This is a genomic window from uncultured Methylovirgula sp., from assembly GCF_947646745.1.
Lineage (GTDB): Bacteria > Pseudomonadota > Alphaproteobacteria > Rhizobiales > Beijerinckiaceae > Methylovirgula.
Window position 1 is genome coordinate 1 of the sequence record NZ_CANSHK010000007.1, and the last position, 21,953, is coordinate 21,953.

At 63.2% G+C, this 21,953-nt stretch carries 19 protein-coding genes; 12 read left to right on the top strand and 7 right to left on the bottom strand.

Annotation, left to right across the window (positions count from 1 at the left end):
* Both Q0025_RS03185 and Q0025_RS03190 read right to left on the bottom strand, forming a co-directional pair.
* Positions 1–1,610 (bottom strand): ABC transporter ATP-binding protein/permease (locus Q0025_RS03185; RefSeq protein WP_297295947.1); only part of this gene is annotated, 1,610 nt, incomplete at its 3' end.
* A 120-nt stretch (positions 1,611–1,730) separates the two neighbouring features.
* Entirely contained in the window at positions 1,731–3,059 is a 1,329-nt protein-coding gene (locus Q0025_RS03190; protein ID WP_297295949.1) for a LysM peptidoglycan-binding domain-containing protein, read from the bottom strand.
* Between the two features lie 188 nt (positions 3,060–3,247).
* Between Q0025_RS03190 and Q0025_RS03195 the strand changes: the two genes are divergently transcribed.
* The 6 genes from Q0025_RS03195 (at position 3,248) to Q0025_RS03220 (ending at position 9,477) form a co-directional block, all read left to right on the top strand.
* On the top strand, positions 3,248–3,895 hold the full coding sequence (locus Q0025_RS03195) for a TIGR00730 family Rossman fold protein (protein WP_297295950.1): 648 nt from the start codon (positions 3,248–3,250) through the stop codon (positions 3,893–3,895).
* On the top strand, positions 3,892–5,298 hold the full coding sequence (trmFO, locus tag Q0025_RS03200) for a methylenetetrahydrofolate--tRNA-(uracil(54)-C(5))-methyltransferase (FADH(2)-oxidizing) TrmFO (protein WP_297295952.1): 1,407 nt from the start codon (positions 3,892–3,894) through the stop codon (positions 5,296–5,298). Before Q0025_RS03195 ends, trmFO begins: the two co-directional genes overlap by 4 nt.
* A gap of 71 nt (positions 5,299–5,369) precedes the next feature.
* Positions 5,370–6,503, top strand: a complete 1,134-nt coding sequence (locus tag Q0025_RS03205; protein WP_297295955.1) for an ABC transporter permease — start codon at positions 5,370–5,372, stop codon at positions 6,501–6,503.
* Between the two features lie 3 nt (positions 6,504–6,506).
* Positions 6,507–7,340: an ATP-binding cassette domain-containing protein gene (locus tag Q0025_RS03210; protein WP_297295957.1), complete on the top strand. Its 834-nt coding sequence runs from the start codon at positions 6,507–6,509 to the stop codon at positions 7,338–7,340.
* A 111-nt stretch (positions 7,341–7,451) separates the two neighbouring features.
* Entirely contained in the window at positions 7,452–8,504 is a 1,053-nt protein-coding gene (locus tag Q0025_RS03215) for an MlaD family protein (RefSeq protein ID WP_297295959.1), read from the top strand.
* Positions 8,505–8,751: 247 nt separating this feature from the next.
* Positions 8,752–9,477, top strand: a complete 726-nt coding sequence (locus Q0025_RS03220) for a DUF937 domain-containing protein (protein ID WP_297295961.1) — start codon at positions 8,752–8,754, stop codon at positions 9,475–9,477.
* A 165-nt stretch (positions 9,478–9,642) separates the two neighbouring features.
* On the opposite strand, the gene Q0025_RS03225 is transcribed toward Q0025_RS03220, so the two are convergent.
* Positions 9,643–9,807 (bottom strand): Flp family type IVb pilin, encoded by a 165-nt coding sequence (locus tag Q0025_RS03225; RefSeq protein ID WP_297295963.1) that lies wholly within the window; start codon positions 9,805–9,807, stop codon positions 9,643–9,645.
* A 283-nt stretch (positions 9,808–10,090) separates the two neighbouring features.
* Between Q0025_RS03225 and Q0025_RS03230 the strand changes: the two genes are divergently transcribed.
* Positions 10,091–11,464: a glutamate--cysteine ligase gene (locus Q0025_RS03230; protein ID WP_297295965.1), complete on the top strand. Its 1,374-nt coding sequence runs from the start codon at positions 10,091–10,093 to the stop codon at positions 11,462–11,464.
* A gap of 165 nt (positions 11,465–11,629) precedes the next feature.
* Here Q0025_RS03230 and Q0025_RS03235 read toward each other — a convergent pair whose 3' ends face one another.
* Together Q0025_RS03235 and Q0025_RS03240 are read right to left on the bottom strand one after the other, a co-directional pair.
* Positions 11,630–11,980, bottom strand: a complete 351-nt coding sequence (locus Q0025_RS03235) for a porin (protein ID WP_297295967.1) — start codon at positions 11,978–11,980, stop codon at positions 11,630–11,632.
* 140 nt (positions 11,981–12,120) lie between these two features.
* Positions 12,121–12,879 (bottom strand): 16S rRNA (uracil(1498)-N(3))-methyltransferase, encoded by a 759-nt coding sequence (locus tag Q0025_RS03240; RefSeq protein WP_297295969.1) that lies wholly within the window; start codon positions 12,877–12,879, stop codon positions 12,121–12,123.
* Between the two features lie 245 nt (positions 12,880–13,124).
* Between Q0025_RS03240 and Q0025_RS03245 the strand changes: the two genes are divergently transcribed.
* Positions 13,125–13,448, top strand: a complete 324-nt coding sequence (locus Q0025_RS03245; protein WP_297295971.1) for a hypothetical protein — start codon at positions 13,125–13,127, stop codon at positions 13,446–13,448.
* Positions 13,445–14,371, top strand: coding sequence for a 4-hydroxybenzoate octaprenyltransferase (gene ubiA / locus Q0025_RS03250; RefSeq protein ID WP_297295973.1), 927 nt, complete (start codon positions 13,445–13,447; stop codon positions 14,369–14,371). The genes Q0025_RS03245 and ubiA overlap by 4 nt, the downstream gene beginning before the upstream one ends.
* Positions 14,372–14,447: 76 nt before the next feature.
* Here ubiA and Q0025_RS03255 read toward each other — a convergent pair whose 3' ends face one another.
* Positions 14,448–14,795, bottom strand: coding sequence for a hypothetical protein (locus Q0025_RS03255; RefSeq protein ID WP_297295975.1), 348 nt, complete (start codon positions 14,793–14,795; stop codon positions 14,448–14,450).
* 300 nt (positions 14,796–15,095) lie between these two features.
* Between Q0025_RS03255 and cysS the strand changes: the two genes are divergently transcribed.
* The 3 genes from cysS to cimA are packed head-to-tail and all read left to right on the top strand — an operon-like array spanning position 15,096 to position 18,549.
* On the top strand, positions 15,096–16,454 hold the full coding sequence (gene cysS, locus Q0025_RS03260; RefSeq protein WP_297295977.1) for a cysteine--tRNA ligase: 1,359 nt from the start codon (positions 15,096–15,098) through the stop codon (positions 16,452–16,454).
* The gene (locus tag Q0025_RS03265) at positions 16,451–16,957 is read left to right on the top strand and encodes a GNAT family N-acetyltransferase (protein ID WP_297295979.1); all 507 of its coding nucleotides are present in this window, start codon (positions 16,451–16,453) and stop codon (positions 16,955–16,957) included. Before cysS ends, Q0025_RS03265 begins: the two co-directional genes overlap by 4 nt.
* The gene (gene cimA, locus Q0025_RS03270; protein WP_297295980.1) at positions 16,954–18,549 is read left to right on the top strand and encodes a citramalate synthase; all 1,596 of its coding nucleotides are present in this window, start codon (positions 16,954–16,956) and stop codon (positions 18,547–18,549) included. The genes Q0025_RS03265 and cimA overlap by 4 nt, the downstream gene beginning before the upstream one ends.
* Positions 18,550–18,978: 429 nt before the next feature.
* Here cimA and uvrA read toward each other — a convergent pair whose 3' ends face one another.
* Positions 18,979–21,927, bottom strand: coding sequence for an excinuclease ABC subunit UvrA (gene uvrA, locus Q0025_RS03275; RefSeq protein ID WP_297295982.1), 2,949 nt, complete (start codon positions 21,925–21,927; stop codon positions 18,979–18,981).
* Positions 21,928–21,953 lie beyond the last annotated feature (26 nt).

Genomic DNA, 21,953 nt, shown 5'->3' on the forward strand with positions numbered 1-21,953 from the left:
TCGAGGACGAGGATCGGCGGCCCCTTGAGAATGGTCCGCGCGATGGCGACACGCTGCTTCTCGCCGCCGGACAGCTTCAGTCCGCGCTCGCCGACTTGCGCCCGATAGCCGCCCGGCACGCTCTCGATAAAACGATCGATCTGCGCGAGCCGCGCCGCCTCCTTCACATCGGCATCCCCCGCATCGGCGTGGCCATAGCGGATGTTGTATTCGATCGTATCGTTGAAGAGCACGGTATCCTGCGGCACCATGCCGACCGCGGCGCGCAGCGATTGCTGTGTCACGGCCTCGATATTCTGGCCGTCGATCGTGATCGCTCCGGAAGACGGCTCGTAGAAGCGGAAGATCAGCCGCGAGAGCGTCGATTTGCCGGCGCCCGACGGGCCGACAATCGCAACGGTCTTGCCGGGCGGAACCTCGAAGCTGACACCCTTCAGGATTTCGCGGTCCGGATCGTAGCTGAAATGGACATCCTCGAAACGCAGATCGCCGCCCGAGACGGCGAGCGGCTTCGCCCCTGGCCTATCGGCAATCTCGGGATATTCATTGAGAATGCCGAACATCATTTCGAGATCGATCGTCGCCTGACGAATATCGCGATAGATTGAGCCGAGGAAGTTCAGCGGCTGATAAAGCTGGATCATCATCGCATTGATCAGCACGAAATCGCCGATGCTGTTGTGCCCGGCGCGGATGCCCATGATGCTCATCGCCATCACGACCGTGAGCCCGAGCGAGAAGATCAGGGCCTGGCCGAAATTGAGAAAGGTCAGCGATGTATAGGATTTGACGCTCGTCTGCTCGTAGCGGGCCATCGACCGGTCGTAGCGTGCGGCTTCGCGCGCCTCGGCGCCGAAATATTTGACCGTTTCGTAGTTCAGGAGCGAATCGAGCGCCTTGCTGTTGGCATCGATATCGCTCTCGTTCATCGTCCGGCGGATGCCGATACGCCAGTTGGTCGCGGCGAGCGTGAACGCGGTATAGGCGGCGATCATGACGGCGACGGCCGCCGTATAGCGCCAGTCGAACTGGACGAAGACCACCGCCAGGATCAACAGAAATTCGACCGCCGTCGGCATCGCGACGAGCACGACCGTGCGCACGATCGTCTCGATCGCATCGCGGCCGCGTTCGAGAATGCGTGTCAAGCCGCCGATGCGCCGTTGCAAATGGAAGCGCAGCGACAGGAGATGCAGATGGACGAAGACGTCGTTGGCGAGGCGGCGCACGGCGTGCATCGCCACATCGGCGAAGATGGCATCGCGCGCCTGGGTGAAGGCCGCCATCGCAATGCGCAGTAGCCCGTAGAGCAAGGTCAGCGCCAACGGACCGGCGACCCAACCGAAAATCTCATGCGGCGCGTGATGGCCGGAAAGCCCATCCGTCGCCCATTTGAAGGCATAGGGCACTGCGACGGTGACGAGCTTGCCAATGAGCAGCAAAGCGAAGGTCGCGTACATCCGCATTTGCAGATCGCGCCGCCCGCTTGGCCAAACATAGGGCCAGAGCTTGCCCCAAGTGCCCGAAAGCGCCGTCAGGGCCGCCGCGAAATTCTTGGCTCCGCGCGATCTGCTCCGCGCGGACGGCACGTTGGGATTGGGTTGCAGCATGGTCCTCTTGATGACGATTGAGCCGGCGTGCGTACGCCGTGACTCGCATATAGGCGCTCGCGCCCCTATCGCTACCGTGGCCCGACGCCGGTTTCGCCATCGTCGATCATCGAGAGATTATCATTTTTGCGGCGGCACCACGAACACCTGACCCGGATAGATGAGGTTCGGATCGCGGATCTGCGACGCATTGGCCTCGTAGATCAGCGTGTAGCGGATGCCGTGGCCGAAAATCTTGCGGCTGATGCGCCAGAGGCTATCGCCATGGATGACGGTGGCGGTATCGATCCGCGGCACCACGGCGTCGTTGGCACTCGCGCCTGGCGGCGGCGCCTCGGCCTCGCGGATCGGCGGCGGATTTGCCGGCACAGCAGAAGGCGCGGCAGCGGAGGGCGCAGCAGACATCGAGGGCGCGGCCGGCGCCGTCTCTGCCGCAGGCGGCGATCCGATTTGCTGCTTCGGCGTCGAACCCGGCTCCGCCGCGGCGACAAGAAGCGGCACGTCGAAGCCGACTTCGGCGCGCGCGACAACCTTTTGCGCCGCGTCAAGCGCATCGGCGCGCAGCGCATAATGGCCCGGCGCCAGACCCCGCTTGATCGTCAGCGACCAATGGCTGTCGGCGGCCGCCCTCAGATCGGCGATGCGGGTGCCATTGAGATAAATCCGCAAAGGCTCGCCCGGCGGCGTCGCCAGGCCGGTGGCATAGAATCCGTCCCGATCGACCTCGGCGGTTTTGAAGCTGACCGACGGCTTTTGCATCGCGCCAGGGGCTGACGGGCTAGACGGCATGTTCGGAACCGGGGCCGCCGGCGCGGCCGTATCGGCAATGATCTTCGTCGGCTTGCCGGGCTCGGCGACCGCGACGACGAGGTTTTTCTGACCCTTCGCCGGGACCGACACGGTCACGACCTGGGTGGAAATGCGGGGTGGCTTGCCTGGCCGTTCACTGCGCAATCTGAGATCGTAATTGCCGGGCGCCAGAGGCGTTGGGATGATGACGAAATTGCCGGCGCCGTCCGAATCCTCGTTGGCGATCGGATTGCCGTTGGCGAGCAGCGCGACTTGCGCGTTCGGCTGACCGTGGCCGGCGACGACGGTGTCGCCCGAGGGTTCCACCCGCACGGTATCGAATTGCGGCAACGTCGGGGCGAGATCGACCGCCGGCGGCGGCACTGCGGCTTCGGGAGCAAGCGTGTCAACTTCGGCCGTCGGCTCGGGCGGCGGGGCCGCAGCGGGGGCCGCGGGCTTCGGCGGCACAGCCACCGACGGGGCTGCGGGCGCGGGGGCCAATGCCGGCACCTCGGGCTTTGCCGACTGCGTCGAAGGGCCGCCGGATGCGAGCGAAAGCGGCCGCGATGCCTGGGTGAGATATTGACGCCAAGCGAGGCCCCCGCCGACGGCGACCACCGCGGTGCCAAGCACAAGGGCCACAATTCGCGATCGCGTCATCAGTATCATCCCTCCCCCGGCGGATTCTATCGCTCGTTCTTTGTTCGTCCGCCTCATTTAACGCCTTTATTCGAATAGGGAAGCGAAATCGCTGGCTTTGCCGTTGGCGGCCGGGTTTTGCGCGCACGGTTCTTCACTTTTTGCCGGAATTTCTTGACCCTCCCCGGTCTCGGGGCGACAAGCCCCGCATGACCAAAACCAACTTGCAAGATTCGCCCCGACGCGCGGCGAATGCAGGCGTGATCCGCAATGTCTGTGTCTATTGCGGCTCCGCACAAGGCGCGGCGCCCGCCTATGCCGAAGCCGCGGCCGCCTTCGGCCGCGTTCTCGCCGCGGCGGGGATCGGCCTCGTCTACGGCGGCGGCAATACCGGCCTCATGGGCGCACTCGCCCGCTCGGTCCTGTCCGGGGGCGGCTTCGTCACCGGGATCATCCCGCAATTTCTGTCCGAGCGCGAAGTGGCGCTCGAAGCCGCGCAAAACATGATCGTTGTGCCCGACATGCACACCCGCAAGCGGCTGATGTTCGAAAAGGCCGACGCTTTCGTCGCTTTGCCCGGCGGCATTGGCACGCTCGAGGAACTGGTCGAGCAATTGACCTGGGTTCAGCTCGGGCGGCATACCAAGCCGGTGCTCCTCGCCGACATCGGCGGCTTCTGGCGGCCCTTGCTCGATCTTTTTGCGCATATGCGCGAGCGCCGCTTCATTCAGCCGAATTTCGAAGTGCGCTATCTCGTGGCCGAAGCGGTCGACGACATTCTGCCGATGCTCGAGACGGCAGCGGAACGCACCGCGCTGCTCGGCCGCGAGAAAACCGAGATCGATCCACGGCTGTGACCCGGCCGGTCCACATCATTGGCGCAGGTCTGGCGGGCTCCGAGGCCGCCTGGCAGATGGCTCGGCTCGGCCTGCCGGTCGTGCTGCACGAGATGCGGCCGGTGCGCACGACCCCGGCGCATCAGACCGGCGATTTCGCCGAACTCGTCTGCTCGAATTCGTTTCGCGCCGACGATCCGCAGACGAGCGCCATCGGCATTCTGCACCGCGAGATGCGGCGGCTCGATTCGCTGATCCTCGCCGCTGCCGATGCGCACAAGGTGCCGGCAGGCGGCGCGCTGGCCGTCGATCGCGAAAGCTTTGCGCAGCATGTCACCGCAGCGCTCACCGCCTGTCCGCAGGTCTCGATCGTCCGCAACGAGGTCAACGGTCTGCCACCGTCCGATTGGGATCAGGTGATCATCGCCACCGGGCCGCTGACATCGCCGGCGCTCGCCGGAGCGATTCGCGCTTTGACCGGCGAGGCGGACCTTGCCTTTTTCGACGCGATCGCGCCGATCGTCGAACGCGAGACGATCGACATGAGCAAAGCCTGGTTCCAATCGCGCTATGATCGCGTCGGCCCGGAAGGCGACGGCGCCGATTACATCAATTGCCCGCTCTCGCGCGAGCAGTACGAGGCGTTCATCGACGGGCTCATCGCCGGCGAGACAATCGCGTTCAAAGAGTTCGAAGGCACGCCCTATTTCGACGGCTGCCTGCCGATCGAGGTGATGGCCGAGCGCGGCCGCGAGACATTGCGGCACGGGCCGATGAAACCCTTCGGTCTCACCAATCCGCATGGGCCGGACAGAAAGCCTTATGCCGTCGTGCAATTGCGCCAAGACAACCGGCTCGGCACGTTGTTCAATATGGTCGGCTTCCAGACAAAGCTGAAACATGCGGCGCAAGTCGCACTCTTCCGCACGATCCCGGGCCTCGAAGGCGCGAATTTCGTCCGGCTCGGCGGCCTGCACCGCAACGCCTATCTCAATGCGCCGAAAGTGCTCGACGCCCGGCTGCGCCTCAAGGCCGACCCGCGGCTGCGTTTCGCCGGCCAGATCACCGGCTGCGAGGGCTATGTCGAAAGCGCCGCGATCGGCCTGCTCGCCGGCCGCTTGGCGGCTGCCGAGCGCTTGGGCCTGCCGCTTGATCCGCCGCCGCCGACCACGGCGCTCGGCGCGCTCGTCAATCACATCACCGGAGGTCACATCGCCGTGATCGACGCGGGCCGGTCGTCGTTCCAGCCGATGAACGTCAATTTCGGCCTGTTCCCACCACTCACCAGCGCACCGAAAGCCGAAGACGGCAAACGTTTGCGCGGGCCGGACAAGGCGGCGGCAAAGAAATGCGCCTTGAGCGCCCGTGCCGCCGCCGATCTCGATCAATGGATCGGCGCCGCGGCGCGCAGCGCTGCGGAATAGATTGCCTCGACTTTGCCGTGAGTCGCGGCTAAACGGGCGCACATCAGCTTAGCCTCCGGCACATTGGGCCGATGCCGCAAATTCCGGATTTTTCAAGCGCACGGACCGACGACGCCCTGCACTTCCGCTTCGCCGGAAGCTGGACGGTCGATGCCGCGCGGGCGCTGCAAGAGCGTGTCGAGATGTTGATCGCGGAAGCCCGCGGTGCGGCGCAAGCCGTTTTCGACCTCGGCGACATCGAGCGGCTCGACACGTCGGGCGCCTTTCTGATCGACCGGACTCGGCAGGATCTGAACGGCCGCGGCATTGCCACGCGGCTCGAACGAGTGCGGCCGGAATTCCAGATTCTCCTGTCGGAGGCCCGCTACCGGACCTTTCCGGATCTGCCACCGCCGCGCAAGAATTTGGGCTTCGAAATTGCCGCCGATGTCGGTGAGAGCCTCGTCACCACGGGGCGCGATCTCTTCAATGCCACGTCCTTTCTCGGCGAGGTGGTGGCGACGCTCGGCCGGACCCTGCTCACGCCCTCGCGCTTTCGCATCACATCGGTCATCGTCCATTTTGAGAATTTCGCCTTTCGCAGCCTGCCGATCATCGCGCTCATCAATTTTCTCGTCGGCGGCATCGTTGCCCAACGCGGCATCTATCTGCTGCAGCGCTTCGGCGCGCCGACCTATGCCATCGACCTCGTTGGCATGCTGACGATGCGCGAATTGGGCGTGCTGCTCACCTCGATCATGATCGCCGGACGCTCGGGCTCGGCCATCACGGCCGAAATCGGCGCCATGAAAATGCGCGAGGAGATCGACGCGCTGCATGTGATGGGCCTGCAGCCGATCGAAGTGCTGGTCGTGCCGCGGCTGATCGCTTTGGTCCTGGCGCTGCCGGCGCTCACCATCGCCGCCAATACGGCGGCGCTTTTCGGTGGCATGCTGGTTGCGTGGGGCTATGGCGGAATCACCCCGGAGAATTTCCTGACCCATTTGCAAAATGCGGTCGATACAAGCGATTTCTGGGTCGGCATCATCAAGGCGCCGTTCATGGCGCTGGTCATCGGGCTCATCGCCGCCACGGAAGGTTTCAATGTGCAGGGCTCGGCAGAATCGCTCGGCCGCCAGGTGACGGCGTCGGTGGTCAAATCGATCTTCATGGTGATCGTCGTCGATGGATTCTTCTCCATCTTTTTCAGCTCGATCCGGTTCTGAGCGATGAACAACGGACCGCTTCACGATCCGCAGAGAGAAGACGCAGCGCCGCTCGCGATCAAAGTCCGCGATCTGACTGTCGCCTTCGGCGAGAAGGTGATCCTCGACGGTCTTAATCTCGACGTGCGCAAGGGCGAAGTGATGGGCTTCGTCGGCGGCTCGGGCATGGGCAAATCGGTGCTGACCCGCACGATTCTCGGCCTCAATGCCAAGCAGCGCGGCACGATCGAGGTTTTCGGCGCCGATCTCGATGCGCTCGATTTCATGGCGCGCAAAAGGCTCGAACGCCGCTTCGGCGTGATGTTCCAGATGGGCGCCCTCTTCTCCGGCCTCACCGTGAAGCAGAATGTGCAAGTGCCGTTGCGCGAACATTTGCGGCTCACCGGCCGGCTCGCCGACGAACTCGCCATGCTAAAGATCGAACTCGTCGGCCTACAACCCGACGCGGCCGAAAAATATCCGGCGGAATTGTCGGGCGGTATGATCAAGCGCGCGGCGCTCGCGCGGGCTTTGGCGCTCGATCCGGAGCTTGTCTTCCTCGATGAGCCGACCTCGGGTCTCGACCCGATCGGCGCCGCCGAATTCGACGAACTGATCGCCACGCTGCAAAAGACGCTGGGTCTCACGGTCTTTATGGTGACCCACGACCTCGATAGCCTTTATGCCGCCTGCGATCGTGTCGCCGCTCTGGCCGACGGGAAGGTGATCGCTGCGGGACCGATCAGTACGATGCTCGCCTCGGACCATCCGTGGCTGCGTAATTATTTCCACGGCAAGCGCGCCCGTCAGGCCGACGCAGCGGCGCGGCCACAATTGCGCGCCCCGCCGGCGCGATAAAGCATCGGACCGGAACGTGCGAAGCGGTTTCCGGGAAAATCCGAGGCGGTTAAAAGACAGCAGAGCGTGTGACGGTTCCCTGCGAACATCCACCGCTCGAAAAGAGGACTTATGGAGACACGAGCCCATTATGCGCTGATCGGGGCCTTCGCTCTGGCCGTCGTCGCGGTCGGCTTTTTCTCGGTCTATTGGCTCTCGGGCGGCGGCAGCCGGCCGGCGGGCACGCACACTTATAAGGTGATCTTCACCGGCTCGATCTCCGGACTTGGCCGCGGCAGCTTCGTGCTCTTCAACGGCGTGCGCGTCGGCGAGGTGACCGAGATCAATCTGTTGCCGCAGGACCCGGAGCATGTCTATGCGCTGATCAATGTCGATGCCCGGGTGCCGGTGCGGGCGGACACCAAGGCGCAACTCGAATCGAGCGGCTTTACCGGCGTGCAATCCATCGCGCTCGCCGGCGGCGACATTGACGCGCCGCCGCTGCCCAAGCCGGCCGGTGGCGGGCCGCCGGTGATCATGGCCGAGCACGGCGGTTTTCAGGACATGCTGCAGGCCGCGCGCGCTATCACCGGGCAAGCCTCGGACCTTTTGAGCAAGGCGAACAAGCTGCTCGACGACAATGCGGCGCCGCTTAACGCCTCAGTCAAGAATGTCGAGAAATTCTCCGATGCACTCGCCGCGAACTCAGGCGGGGTGAAGCAATTCCTCGCGGCGATGACGGATGTCGGCAAGCAGATCGGGCCGCTTTCGACGAAACTCTCGACGCTCGCCGACGATACCGACCGTGTCGTAAAGGCCGTCGATCCGGGCCAAGTGAAGTCGACGATCAAGGATCTTTCGGAGCTTTCCGGCAAGCTCAACAAGGATGCCGATCAGGTCCAGACCGTGCTGACGAGCCTCAACGGCTTCCTCAAGACGACGGACTCGAAGGGCGCTTTCGAGGAGATCGCCGAAGCGGCGAAATCGATCCATACGCTCGCCGATCATCTCGACGAGCGCACCCGAGAGCTCACCGCCAACCTCAATCACTTTACCGGCGCAGGACTGCGCCAGTATGAGGCGCTCGCGGTTGATGGCCGCAAGACGCTGCAGGACCTCGACCAGGCGATCAAATCGGTCGAGGACAATCCGCAGCAATTCATCTTCGGCAAGAAGGCTCACTAGAGCGGCAGCGAAAAGGGAGCGGGGCTTTTGCGCCTGCCAATTCTCTTCCTGCCGATCGTCATGTCTCGAAATTACCGTAAGATCAATGTCATAAGTCGTTGATACGGGCTCGTCACGCAACGGTGTGCGGCGCGGCAATCGCGAGGCACGGTCGTCTCTCGCCAATTTCCGCTCGACCACGTAGGATCGCTGCGCGTGATGGGGCCGGTGTGACCGCGACAGAATCGGCCGGCGAGGAGGTTCATGCATGTTCAATCTCAACGATATTCTGCAAAGCGCCCAAGGCGGCCAGGCCATCAATAATATTGCCGAGCGGTTCGGCCTTTCGCCCGAACAGGCGCAGGCTGCCGTTCAAGCCCTGATCCCGGCGCTTTCGGCCGGACTGACCAAGGCTGCGACCAATCCCGGTACGCTCGGTTCCGTCATCTCGGCGGTCACCGACAGCACGCATCAAGCCTCGTTCAACGATCCGAACGTCGCGCAATCGCCTGCCGCGACGCAGAAGAGCAGCGACACGCTCTCGCAGATCCTCGGCTCCAATCACGTGCTTCAGCAGATCGCCCAGCAAGCCTCGGCCGTCACCGGCATCCGCCCGGATATCCTCATGCAGATGCTGCCGGTCGTCGCCTCGATCGCCATCGGCGGCCTCGCGACTTCGTTGCACAATCAAGGCCTTGGCGGCATGCTCGGACAGCTCGCCACGGCCGCGGAACAGGGCAATCTCGGCTCCGTGCTCGGGGGCTCGGCAGGTTCGGCAGGCTCCTCCGGCGGGCTCATGGGCATGCTGACCAATTTGCTCGGCAGCCTGCTTGGCGGCGGCGGCGCGCCCGGCGGCAATACCGCCGGCAATGCCTCACTTGGCTCGGCGCTCAACTCGCTGACCACTATGTTCCAAACCGGCAATTTGCCGCCAAACGTCACCCAGTCCAGCCTGCAGGACGAAATCGGCAAAATCCTCGGCGGCAACCGCTGACGGCCGGCACCGATGCGTTCCCGTGAAAAGAATATCGCGGGAGCGCGTCGCGCGATCACAATGATTTCGGATCGAACCGACCCGAAATCATAAACGTGATCGATTCGCGTAGTTTAGAGCGGGGTTTTTCGCGAAAAACGGCTCACACTTTTTCGCATCCCGCCTCTAGGTCAGGTTCGAGGCGATTGGGCCGAAAAATTTGGCCTGCAGCGCAGTGCCGACGGCGCGCGCCCCGGCGATGATCGCGATCGAGATCAAACTCGCAACCAGAGCATATTCGATCGACGTGGCCGCCCGTTCATCCGTTATGAGTCGCCGTATGAGGCTCATGACGTTCTCCCTGCCTTATCTGCCTAAGGAGGCATGGAGGAAGCGTTAAAATCGGCGCCGAAACTCGGCCGCGGCGGCTTGATAGATGTCATTGCACCATGCCGCGGCTGCGCTTATTTAGGCTGCATTGATGGCGTTGCCTTGTCGGCGTCTTCAAGGACAATCTGAGAGACTAGCTTTAGAGCAATGAAATGGCTTTAAGAATTATGCTCAAGGCACGTCTCGCGGCGGGTCTCCTTTAACGCCGCCACCATTCCACACAGAAGACCGACGAAAGCGCATCATGGCCCGCGACGTTTCCGACCCGACGCCCGTTACGTCGCGCGACGAGCTTGTTGCCTGGTCCGAGGCCGGCGCCAAAGTTCCGGCGCAGTTTCGTATCGGCACCGAGCACGAGAAGCTTCCCTTCTATCAAGCCGACCGACGCCCCGTGCCCTATGCCGGCCGGCTCGAGCAAGGCGGCATCCGTGCCTTGCTCGAGGGAATGCAGGAGGAACTCGACTGGGAGCCGATTGTCGAAGCCGGCAATATCATCGGCCTTTACGATTCCTTTGGCGGCGCCATCTCGCTTGAGCCCGGCGGACAATTCGAACTCTCCGGCGCGCCGCTCGCGAGCGTCCATGAGACAAGGGCTGAAACCCTTCGGCATTTCGCCGCCCTGAAGACGGTCGCCGCACCGCTCGATATCGGCTTCCTTGCGCTCGGCATGAGCCCAAAATGGACCCGCGCCGAGACGCCGATGATGCCGAAGCAGCGCTACGCGATCATGGCCCGTTACATGCCGAAGGTCGGCGCCTATGGCCTCGACATGATGTTCCGCACCTGCACGGTACAAACCAATTTCGATTACGCGGACGAAGCCGATATGGTGACGAAGCTGCGCGTGTCGCTCGCGCTGCAGCCGCTGATCACGGCGCTCTTCGCCAATTCTCCCTTTGCCGACGGCAAGCTCAACGGCTATCTCTCCATGCGTTCGGAGATCTGGCGCGACACCGATGCCGCGCGCACCGGCATGCTGCCCTTCGCTTTCGAGCCCGGCATGGGTTTCGAGCGCTATGTCGATTACGCGCTCGACGTGCCGATGTATTTCGTCAAGCGCGGCGATCATTATCACGATGTCGCCGGCGCAAGCTTCCGCGACCTTCTCGCCGGCCGGCTCGCGGCATTGCCCGGCGAACGCGCGACGCTGTCCGATTGGGCCAATCATCTTTCGACGATTTTTCCTGAGGTCCGGCTCAAGCGCTATCTCGAAATGCGCGGCGCCGATGCCGGCCCGCAGTCCTTTCTGCATGCGCTGCCGGCGCTCTGTTTCGGCCTGCTCTACGATCCCGTGGCCCTCGACGGCGCCTGGCAAATCGTCAAGGGCTGGGATGCGGCCGCGCGGCAACAATTGCGCGCCGAGACGCCGCGTCTCGGCCTCGGCGCCAAGATCGCCGGCCGCAGCCTACGCGACATTGCGAACGACGTGCTCGCGCTCGCGCGGCAAGGCTTGGCCAAGCGCGCGCGCCGTGACGCAGACGGACATGACGAAACGATTTATCTCGAACCGCTTGAAGCCGTGGCGGCCGGCAAAAGCCAGGCCGAGGATCTGATCCATCGTTTCAAGACGCGCTGGAACGGCAGCGTCGATCCGGCTTTCAGCGAATGCGCGTTCTAAAGCGTTTTCGAGCGAAGTGGATACCGGTTGGCGTAAAGAAAACGCGTCAAAACAAAACCTCGAGCGAAGGACGCTCATATGGAATCGTCTCGATGCGCTTATGCCTTTCTCATCGCATCGGATTTGTCCGAAAACCGCTTCGCGCTTTTCGGTCCGATGCTCTGATCAGCGATAGGATTCATCGCGCGTGTCGACGCGCATATGGCCCGGCTCGGCAAAGCCCTGGGCGCCGTCGAGGCTGTCGCTGCGCAATGTTGCAGAGGTCGGGCGGGGGCCTAGTCCGCTGCCGGTGACAAATCCGCCGCTGGCGAAATGATCGTTCTCGACCGGTGTCGAAAATTGCACGCGGACATGGCCGCCAATTCGCATGCAGCTATGCGTCCCCTCGACCAAAACGAAATCCGGCCCATAGGCGGCGCAGGTGTCGCGCGCCAAACTCGGCGAAACGTCGACAAGACTGAGAACACTCGATACGCAACAGGCCGCACCAAAACCGAAGCGCAGTCGATCCGACATAGCCGTCCTACCCAATGAATTGCCCGGCCCGAATGCTCAGCGGCAATTTCACCCGGCACGATGCAAAGCAATGCGCCGGGGTTCGATCACCATCGTTAAGAACGGTTTGAGGCAATATCGTGGAGGCGCCGCGGAAACTCTCAGCCTTCGTTCAAACCACGCCAATCGCCCCAGGCCGCCTGCACCAGGGCGAGGGCTGCGACCGCGGCGGTGTCGGCGCGAAGAATGCGCGGCCCAAGCGAGAGCCGCACGACCTGCGGCAGCGCCAGAAGCGCGGCGCGTTCGTTCGCGTCGAAGCCGCCCTCCGGGCCGATGAGCAAGGCGAGCGCCGAGGGCGGCGCGACCGCGGATAAGGCGGCGAGCGGATCGCGGGTTTCGGCATCTTCGTCGCAAAAGACGAGCAGCCGTTCTGCCGGCCACGCCGCCACAAGCGAGGCGAGCTTCACCGGCTCGGCCACCTCCGGCACGGCGAGGATGCCGCATTGCTCGGCCGCCTCGATGACATTGGCGCGCATGCGCTCGAGATTGAGCCGCTCGGCATGCGTATGCTGGGTCAGGACGGGCTGCAGCCGGCCCGCGCCCATTTCGACCGCCTTTTGCACCATATAATCGAGCCGGGCATGTTTGAGCGGCGCAAAGAGATAATGCAGATCGGCCGGCGGCTCTTGCGCACGCGCCAAGGCGCAAACCTCCAGCATCGTCTGCTTTTTGCCGGCCGAGGCCAAGGACGCCTGCCACTCGCCGTCGCGGCCGTTGAAAACGAGCAGCCCCGCGCCATCGGAAAGACGCAATACGTTGCGCAAATAATGCGCCGCCGGGGGTGGAAGTGCGATCCGCGCGCCGGCCAGCAACGGCGCCTCGACGAACAGCCGGCGTGTGGTGAAGTCGTAGCGCGCCATTGTCTTCCTTTGTGCCGGGCGCTTGCCCCTTGCGAGGGAATTTTGCTATGAGACCAACACGTTACAGTCAAAACGAATTTTCGGGACGAGCCATGCTGAGGCAGTTTCTTCCAACCCGCGGTACGGCCCTGGCCGCAGGATTTGCCCTCTGCGCCATGACCTTGGGCGCGCCGCTGACATCCCCTCTCCCGATCGGCTTGAGCCGCCCGGCGCAGGCGGCCGAATGCAGCGAGGATATCGGCAATTTGTCCAAACACCGTATGGACATCATCCAGGGCTTGAACAAGCTCGCCAAATCCTCGACCAAGGGCCAACTCGATCCGGCGCTGTCCTGCCCGAAGCTGCGCCAACTCGCGGTCGCCGAGAAGGCTTTGCTCGATTATCTCAAGAAGAACAAGGATTGGTGCATGGTCCCGGATGAAGCGATCATGAACCTCGACAAAAGCTATCAGCACTCGACCCAGATCGCCGGTAAGGCCTGCGCCTTCGCCGAGCAGGAAAAGAAAGCCCAACAGGCCGGCAGCGATTCCGCCCTCGGCGGCCAGAAATTGCCGACCGGCCCTCTATGAATTCTTTGCCCGGCATAAGCCTGCCCGATGCCGGGCGTCCGACCCTGCTGCGTCACGCGCCGCCCGGCTGGCAACCCTATATCCAGCTTGCCCGGCTCGACCGGCCGATCGGCTGGTGGCTGTTGCTTCTGCCGTGCTGGTGGGCGTCGCTGCTCGCCAGCAATTCACTGCACGTAGCACCGAATTTTTGGCATCTCGGCCTCTTCCTCATTGGTGCCGTAGCGATGCGCGGCGCCGGGACGACCTATAACGATTTTCTCGATCGCGATATCGATGCCAAGGTCGAACGGACGCGCAACAGACCGCTGGCGGCAAACCGCATCAGTCCGCGCGCGGCGGCGCTCTTTCTTGCGGCCCAGATCGGTGTCGGCCTCGCCGTCCTGCTTTGTTTCAACCGCTTCACGATCGTGCTGGCGCCAGTCTCGCTGCTGATCGTCGCCGTCTATCCGCTGATGAAACGCGTCACCTTCTGGCCGCAGGCGGTGCTTGGCCTTGCCTTTGCCTTCGGCGCCCTGGTCGGCTGGGCCGCGGAAACGGGCAGCCTCGCCCGGCCGGCCGTGCTGCTCTATGCCGGAGGCATCGCCTGGACGATCGGGTACGACACGATCTATGCGCTGCAGGACATGGAAGACGATCTTATCGCCGGCGTGAAATCGACGGCCTTGCGATTTGGCGGTCATGTGCGCCAAGGCGTCGGCCTGTTCTACGCGCTGGCTTTCGCGCTGATCGGAGCGGCGCTCTATGCCGCCGGCGCAGCGCATGGCGCGGCCCTCCTCGGCTGGCTCTGCCTTGGCGTCCATTTCGCCTGGCAGGTCTGGCACCTTGACCCGGCCGACGGCGGTGTGGCGCTGAAACTCTTTCGCTCCAATCGCGACGCCGGACTAATCTTCGCCGCAAGCCTCGCCGTGCAAGCGCTTCTCTAAGCTTCGACTCAAGAAGGGCGAAGCCCGTCGTTGTTGCATCGACGCGGCGTGAATTTCAGCGACTTCGTGACTCGCGCTATTCGCGGCAGGTGACGATGAAGGAATTGGGATCGAGCTTCACCGGCTTCACCCCTGTTGTCGCGCCGGTGACGTCGGAGGCGGGGCCGAAGGCGATCGGTGCCGCGAGGCCATGCGCCTCGCACCAAGCGGAGGCCACAACCTCGCCACAGGCTCGATCCTTGCCGAGACAATCCTGGGTGCCGTAGCCGTCGTCGGCGGGAATGACGAAGGTCTCGCTGGAGAAGGCCCGTTTGTGATCTTGCGCCCGCGCCCCGGTCTGCATTGCCGCCAGCGCCAGAAGGCCGGCCAGAATCGACAGACCCAGCGGCAAGAGCCGCCGGTAATCGCGCACGATCGACGTCATGACGCCCCCCAAATGACCTGAGCGCATGACTAGGTTCCCCACGTCCGCGCGAGCGAAAGTCCGGGAATCGGACTTCGGCAGGCAGGGTGAGTTTTCTCCGCGCGCGGCTAAGAAACGGTTAAGTGCATCGTTCGGAACGGCTTGACCGCGGGCTTGTTCTCGCCCATGTTCCGGCCATGACGTGCTCCATCCGCCCTCGCCGGATTATTATTCGCTAGCCTCGCGCTGGCCGGAGACGTCTCGTCCTCATCCCGAGTTCAGATCAGACTCCCAGGCCAGCCCGGGCTGTAAAGGGAAGCTATGGCTTTGCAGCTTTACAATACGCTGACCCGGCAGAAGCAGGTCTTCGAGCCGCTCGATCCCGCCAACGTGCGCATGTATGTCTGCGGGCCGACGGTCTATGACTTCGCCCATATCGGCAATGCCCGGCCGCTGATCGTCTTCGACGTGCTCTTCCGGCTGCTGCGCCATCTCTACGGCGTGGATCATGTCACCTATGTCCGCAACATCACCGACGTCGACGACAAGATCAATGCGCGCGCCGCCGAGCGCGGCCTGTCGATCCGTCAGTTGACCGAAGAAACCAATGCCGCCTTCCAGGCCGACGCCAAGGCGCTCGGTTGCCTCGATCCGAATATTCAGCCGCGCGCGACCGAACATATTGCTTCGATGATTGCGCTGATCGAGCGGCTGCTGCTGACGCGCCACGCCTATGTCGCGGAAGGCCATGTGCTTTTCGACGTGCCGTCGATGCCGGATTATGGCCGGCTGTCGCGCCGCCCGCTCGACGAAATGGTCGCCGGCGCCCGCGTCGAAGTCGCGCCCTACAAGAAAAGCCCGATGGACTTCGTGCTCTGGAAGCCCTCGGCAGCCAACGAGCCGGGCTGGGAGAGCCCCTGGGGGTACGGGCGCCCCGGCTGGCATCTCGAATGTTCGGCGATGAGCTGGCAATATCTTGGCGAGGTTTTCGATATCCACGGCGGCGGCATCGATCTCGTCTTCCCGCATCACGAGAACGAGATCGCCCAGACCTGCTCGGCCTTCGGCCATAGCGTCATGGCAAACTACTGGCTGCACAACGGCTTCCTGCAGGTCGAAGGCCAGAAAATGTCGAAGAGCCTCGGCAATTTCATCACCATCCGGCAGGCGCTGAAGGATTGGCCGGGCGAGGTTTTGCGCTTCAATATGCTCAAGGCGCATTACCGCCAGCCGATCGACTGGACGCTCGCAAGCCTCACCGAGAGCCAGCGCGAACTCGACAAATATTATCCGGTCGCCACGCAATTTGCCGTTACGTCCGCGACGCTTGCACCGGAGTTTCTCGCTGCGCTCGAAGACGACCTCAACACGCCGGAAGCGATCACCGTGCTGCGCCGGCTTTATCGCGAAACGCTGGAGGGCGACGTGGCGCTCGCCGGGACGCGCTTCGCCTCGTCCGGCCATTTCATCGGCCTGTTCCAATCCGAGCTTGCGGATTGGAATCCGGCGCCCATCTTGTTCGACAAGAGCCATGTGGAAGGCCTCATCGCGGCGCGGCTCGCCGCCCGCAAGGCCAAAGACTGGGCCGAGTCCGACCGCATTCGCGACGAATTGATCGGCATGGGCATCGCACTCAAGGACAATAAGGACGGCACGACAAGCTGGGAGGTGAAGCGGTGAACGCATCCCTCACCACGCCGGCGCTGCGCCCGTTCCTGCCGCAGGATGCCGGCGTCGTCGCCCAAATCTTCCGCGATGCGATCGAGGAATTGACCGACGAGGATTACGACGAGGCCCAGCGCGCCGCCTGGATGGCGAGCGCCGACGACGAGGCACGTTTTGCCAAACGTCTCGCCGCGCAGACGACGCTGCTCGCGCTGCGCGACGGCGAGGCCGTCGGCTTCGTCAGCCTCAAAGGCAACGAGCTCATCGACATGCTTTATGTGCGTCCCGAAATTGCCGAAGAAGGAATCGGCCGCTTCCTCGTTGCGGCGATCGAGACGCTCGCGCGCGGCCGCGGCGCCAAAACGCTCAATGTCGATGCGAGCGACACCGCCCTGCCCTTCTTCGAAAAGCTCGGCTTCAAGCCGCAGTTCCGCCAGAGCATCGCCATCGAAGGCGAATGGCTCGCCAATACGAAAATGGCGAAAGCATTGAGCGGTGTTGCGGAGGCGCACCGATGAGCCGCGAGCGCCTCTATCTCTATGACACGACGTTGCGCGACGGCGCGCAGACGACGGGCGTCGATTTCTCGCTCGACGACAAGCGCCACATCGCCGCGCTGCTCGACGCGCTCGGCGTCGATTATATCGAAGGTGGCTATCCCGGCGCCAATCCGCTCGACACCGAATTCTTCGCCAAGAGGCCGAAGTTTCATCAGGCGAAATTCGCGGCTTTCGGCATGATCCGCCGTGCCGGCCGTTCGGCGGCGAACGATCCGGGCGTTGCCGGGCTCATCGACGCCGAGGCCGATGCGATCTGCTACGTCGCCAAATCCTGGGACTACCACGTCCGCGTCGCGCTCGGCACGACGCTCGAAGAAAACCTCGCCGGCATCGCGCAATCGGTCGAACTCGCCGTCAAGCACGGCCGCGAAACCATGCTCGATTGCGAACATTTCTTCGACGGCTACAAAGCCAATCCCGCCTATGCGCTCGAAGTCGCCCGCACCGCCTACCAATCCGGCGCGCGCTGGGTCGTGCTTTGCGATACCAATGGCGGCACGCTGCCGCATGAGGTCGAGCATATCGTCGCCGCGGTCGCCAAACATATTCCCAATGACCGCATCGGCATCCATGCGCATAACGATACGGAAAACGCCGTCGCCAATTCGCTCGCCGCGGTGCGCGCCGGCGCGCGGCAGATCCAAGGCACGTTGAACGGCCTTGGCGAGCGCTGCGGCAATGCCAATCTCGTCTCGCTCATCCCGACGCTGCTGCTGAAGAAGGATTATGCCGGGGCCTTCGACATCGGCGTCTCGCGCGATCAGCTCGCCGCCCTGACCAAAGTCAGCCATACGCTCGACGAGCTCTTGAACCGCGCGCCGGACCGGCATGCGCCTTATGTCGGCGCTTCGGCCTTTGCGACCAAGGCCGGCATCCATGCCTCGGCGGTGATGAAGGACCCGGCGACCTATGAGCACATCGCGCCGGAGGCGGTCGGCAATCAGCGCCGCCTCCTGGTTTCGAGTCAGGCCGGCAAATCGAACATTCTCGCCGAGCTCGAACGGCTCGGGGTCGCCCTCGACAAGGACGACCCGCGCCTCGGCCGGCTGCTCGAGGACGTGAAAGAGAAGGAGGCGCAGCTTTACGCCTATGAAGGCGCCGACGCCTCTTTCGAGCTTCTGGCGCGGCGCAGTCTCGGCACGGTGCCGAATTATTTCGAGGTCGAGCGTTTCAGCGTGAACGCCGAGCACCGCCGCAATGCCGAGGGCGACTATGTCACCGTTTCGGAAGCGGTGGTGAAGCTGCGCATCGGTGACGACACGTCCATCTCGGTTGCGGAAGGCAACGGGCCGATCAACGCGCTCGATCTGGCACTGCGCAAGGATCTCGGCAAATATCAGCCGCTGGTCGAGGATTTGGAGCTCGTCGACTATCGCGTCCGCGTCTTCCAAGGCGGCACGGATGCGGTGACGCGCGTGCTGATCGAGTTCAGCGACGGCAGCGGCGAGAATTGGTCCACGGTCGGGGTCTCGGCCAATATCATCGACGCCTCGTTCCAGGCGTTGACCGACGCGATCACCTACCGCTTGTTGAAAGCCGGCGCCGAATAGAGTGTTTTCGAGCGAAGTGGATACCGGTTCGCGTGAAGAAAATACGTCTCATCGAGAAAATAGAAAACGCCCGCCGGATGGGAGGAAGATCCGGCGGGCGTTTTAGCGCGAGTCGCGGGGAACAAGCTCTCGCGGCAAGACCGGCCCCCGTGCCGAGGACAATCGAAACAAACCTCAAGGCACCAAAAACCGGGTTGATATTTTATTAAACGACTTCGCAGCGCAGCAGAAGTTTGAATATTGCGGCGCTGTTATGCGCAATCCGCATGGAATGGGGATTTCTCCCGGCCGATTACAGTCATATGAGGCAGCTATTGTCTTGAATCTGCCAAATTCGCGGCAATTGCGATAGGAAACCTGAATAGACCTATGTGACTCGCGCATAAGGACACGGGTCAGGAGGCCCCCGTATCTCTCGGCATTCAGCGCCTATTCCGCAGCGTCCTTCCGCGGACTCATGCGCCGTTCGAGGATCGGCTTCAGATAATGGCCGGTATGGCTCTTGGCGACTTTGACAATGTCCTCCGGCGTTCCTTGCGCGACAATCGTGCCGCCGCCATCGCCGCCTTCGGGACCAAGGTCGATGATCCAGTCCGCTGTCTTGATGACATCGAGATTATGCTCGATCACGACGACGCTGTTGCCGCCTTCGACCAGTTCGTGCAGCACATCGAGCAGCTTGGCGACATCGTGGAAATGCAGGCCGGTTGTCGGCTCGTCCAGGATATAGAGCGTTCGGCCGGTGGCGCGGCGGGCGAGTTCCTTGGCGAGCTTCACTCGCTGCGCCTCGCCGCCTGACAAGGTATTGGCCTGCTGGCCGACCTTGATATAGCCGAGGCCGACGCGCGACAAAGTCTCCATCTTCTCGCGGATGGACGGAACGGCCTTGAACAAGTTCCCCGCTTCCTCGACGGTCATGTTGAGCACGTCGGCGATCGACTTGTCGCGATATTTGACCTCCAGCGTCTCGCGCTCATAGCGTGTACCCTTGCAGACATCGCAGGTCACATAGACGTCCGGCAGAAAGTGCATTTCGATCTTGATGACGCCGTCGCCCTGGCAGGCCTCGCAGCGGCCGCCCTTCACGTTGAACGAAAAGCGCCCGGGCAGATAGCCGCGCGCCTTGGCCTCGGGCAGGCCGGCGAACCATTCGCGGATCGGCGTGAAGGCGCCGGTATAGGTCGCGGGATTTGAGCGCGGCGTGCGGCCGATCGGCGATTGATCGATGTCGATGACTTTGTCGAGATGCTGCAGGCCCTCGATTGCCTTATGCGGTGAGGGATGTTCGGCTGCGCCGTTGAGCTTGCGCGCCACCGCTTTGTACAGCGTATCGACGATGAGCGTCGACTTGCCGCCGCCGGAAACGCCGGTGACGCAAGTGAAAAGCCCGAGCGGTATATCGACGTTGACATCCTTCAGATTGTTGCCGGTGGCGTCGACGATCTTGAGCTTGCGCGCCGGATCGGGCTTGCGCCGCATGCGCGGCACCGGCACCTGCAGCCGGCCGGACAGATATTGCCCGGTGAGCGACTTCGCATCCTCCATAATCTCGGTCGCCGTGCCCTGGGCAACGATCTCGCCGCCATGAATGCCGGCGCCGGGGCCGACATCGACGACATGGTCGGCCGTCAGGATCGCGTCCTCGTCATGTTCGACAACGATGACGCTGTTGCCGAGATCGCGCAGCCGCCGCAACGTCTCGAGCAATTTGGCATTGTCGCGCTGATGCAGGCCGATCGACGGCTCGTCGAGCACATAGAGCACGCCCGTGAGGCCGGAGCCGATCTGCGAGGCAAGCCGGATGCGCTGGCTCTCGCCGCCCGACAGCGTGCCGGAGGCGCGCGAGAGCGTCAGATAATCCAAGCCCACATCGATCAGGAAAGTGAGCCGGTCGTTGATCTCTTTCAGAATACGCCGGGCGATCTCGGCGCGTTTCTCGTCGAGCTTGTCTGGTAGCGCGCCGAACCAGGCGCGCGCATCGCGCACCGAGAGATCCGACACTTCGCCGATATGCTTGGCTTCGATCTTGACGGCAAGCGCCTCGGGCTTCAGCCGATAGCCTTTGCAGGTCTTGCACGGCGTCGCCGTCATGAAGCGGGCAATGTCTTCCCGCGCCCATTCGCTTTCCGTCTCGTGATAGCGCCGGTCGAGATTGCTGATGACGCCCTCGAACGGCTTCTTCACGTCGTAGGAACGCAGTCCGTCGTTATAGGAGAAGCGGACCGGATCGTCGCCCGAGCCGTAGAAGATCATCTCCTGGATATCTTTCGGCAGCGCCTCGAACGGCGTGTCGAGCCGAAACTTGTAATGTTTGGCGAGCGATTCGAGCGTTTGCAGATAATAGGGCGAGGTCGAGCGCGCCCAGGGCGCGATGGCGCCCTTGCGCAAGCTCAGCTTCGGATCCGGAACGATCAGATCCGGATCGACGGTCTCCTCGCTGCCGAGGCCACCGCAGACCGGACAGGCGCCGAACGGATTGTTGAACGAGAACAGCCGCGGCTCGATCTCGGGAATGGTGAAGCCCGAGACCGGACAAGCGAATTTCGACGAGAAGACGATCTGCTTCGGCTTGCCGTTTGCGTCCTTCTCATCGGCATATTCGATGATCGCGATGCCGTCGGCGAGATCGAGTGCGGTCTCGAAACTCTCCGAGAGCCGCGCCGCGAGGTCCGGCCGCACCGCGATGCGGTCGACGACGACTTCGATATCGTGCTTCAGCTTCTTGTCGAGCGCCGGCGCTTCGGCGATCTCATAGAATTGTCCATCGATCTTCAGCCGCTGGAAGCCGCGCTTCATAAAGTCGGCGATCTCTTTGCGATATTCGCCCTTGCGGCCGCGCACGACGGGCGCGAGCAGATAGAGCCGCGTGCGCTCCGGCAGCGCCAGCACGCGATCGACCATCTGCGACACGGTCTGGCTCTCGATCGGCAGACCCGTCGCCGGCGAATAGGGAATGCCGGCGCGTGCCCACAAGAGCCGCATATAGTCATAGATCTCGGTGACCGTGCCGACCGTCGAGCGCGGATTGCGCGATGTCGTCTTCTGCTCGATGGAGATCGCCGGCGACAGCCCGTCGATCTGATCGACATCGGGCTTTTGCGTCATCTCCAGGAATTGCCGGGCATAGGCCGACAAGGATTCGACATAGCGGCGCTGGCCCTCGGCATAGATCGTGTCGAAGGCGAGCGACGACTTGCCCGAGCCCGAGAGGCCGGTGAAGACCACGAGCTTGTCGCGCGGGATGACGAGATCGATGTTTTTGAGGTTATGTTCACGCGCCCCGCGCACGACGATCAGCCGCCGGTCATCCCTGGGAAACGGCAGGTTGAGTTCCGGCTCTTTGGCTTTGCGGGGGGCGGATTTGCGCGGTGCTTTCATGGCTTTGGCAGGTTATCCTCGCCTCT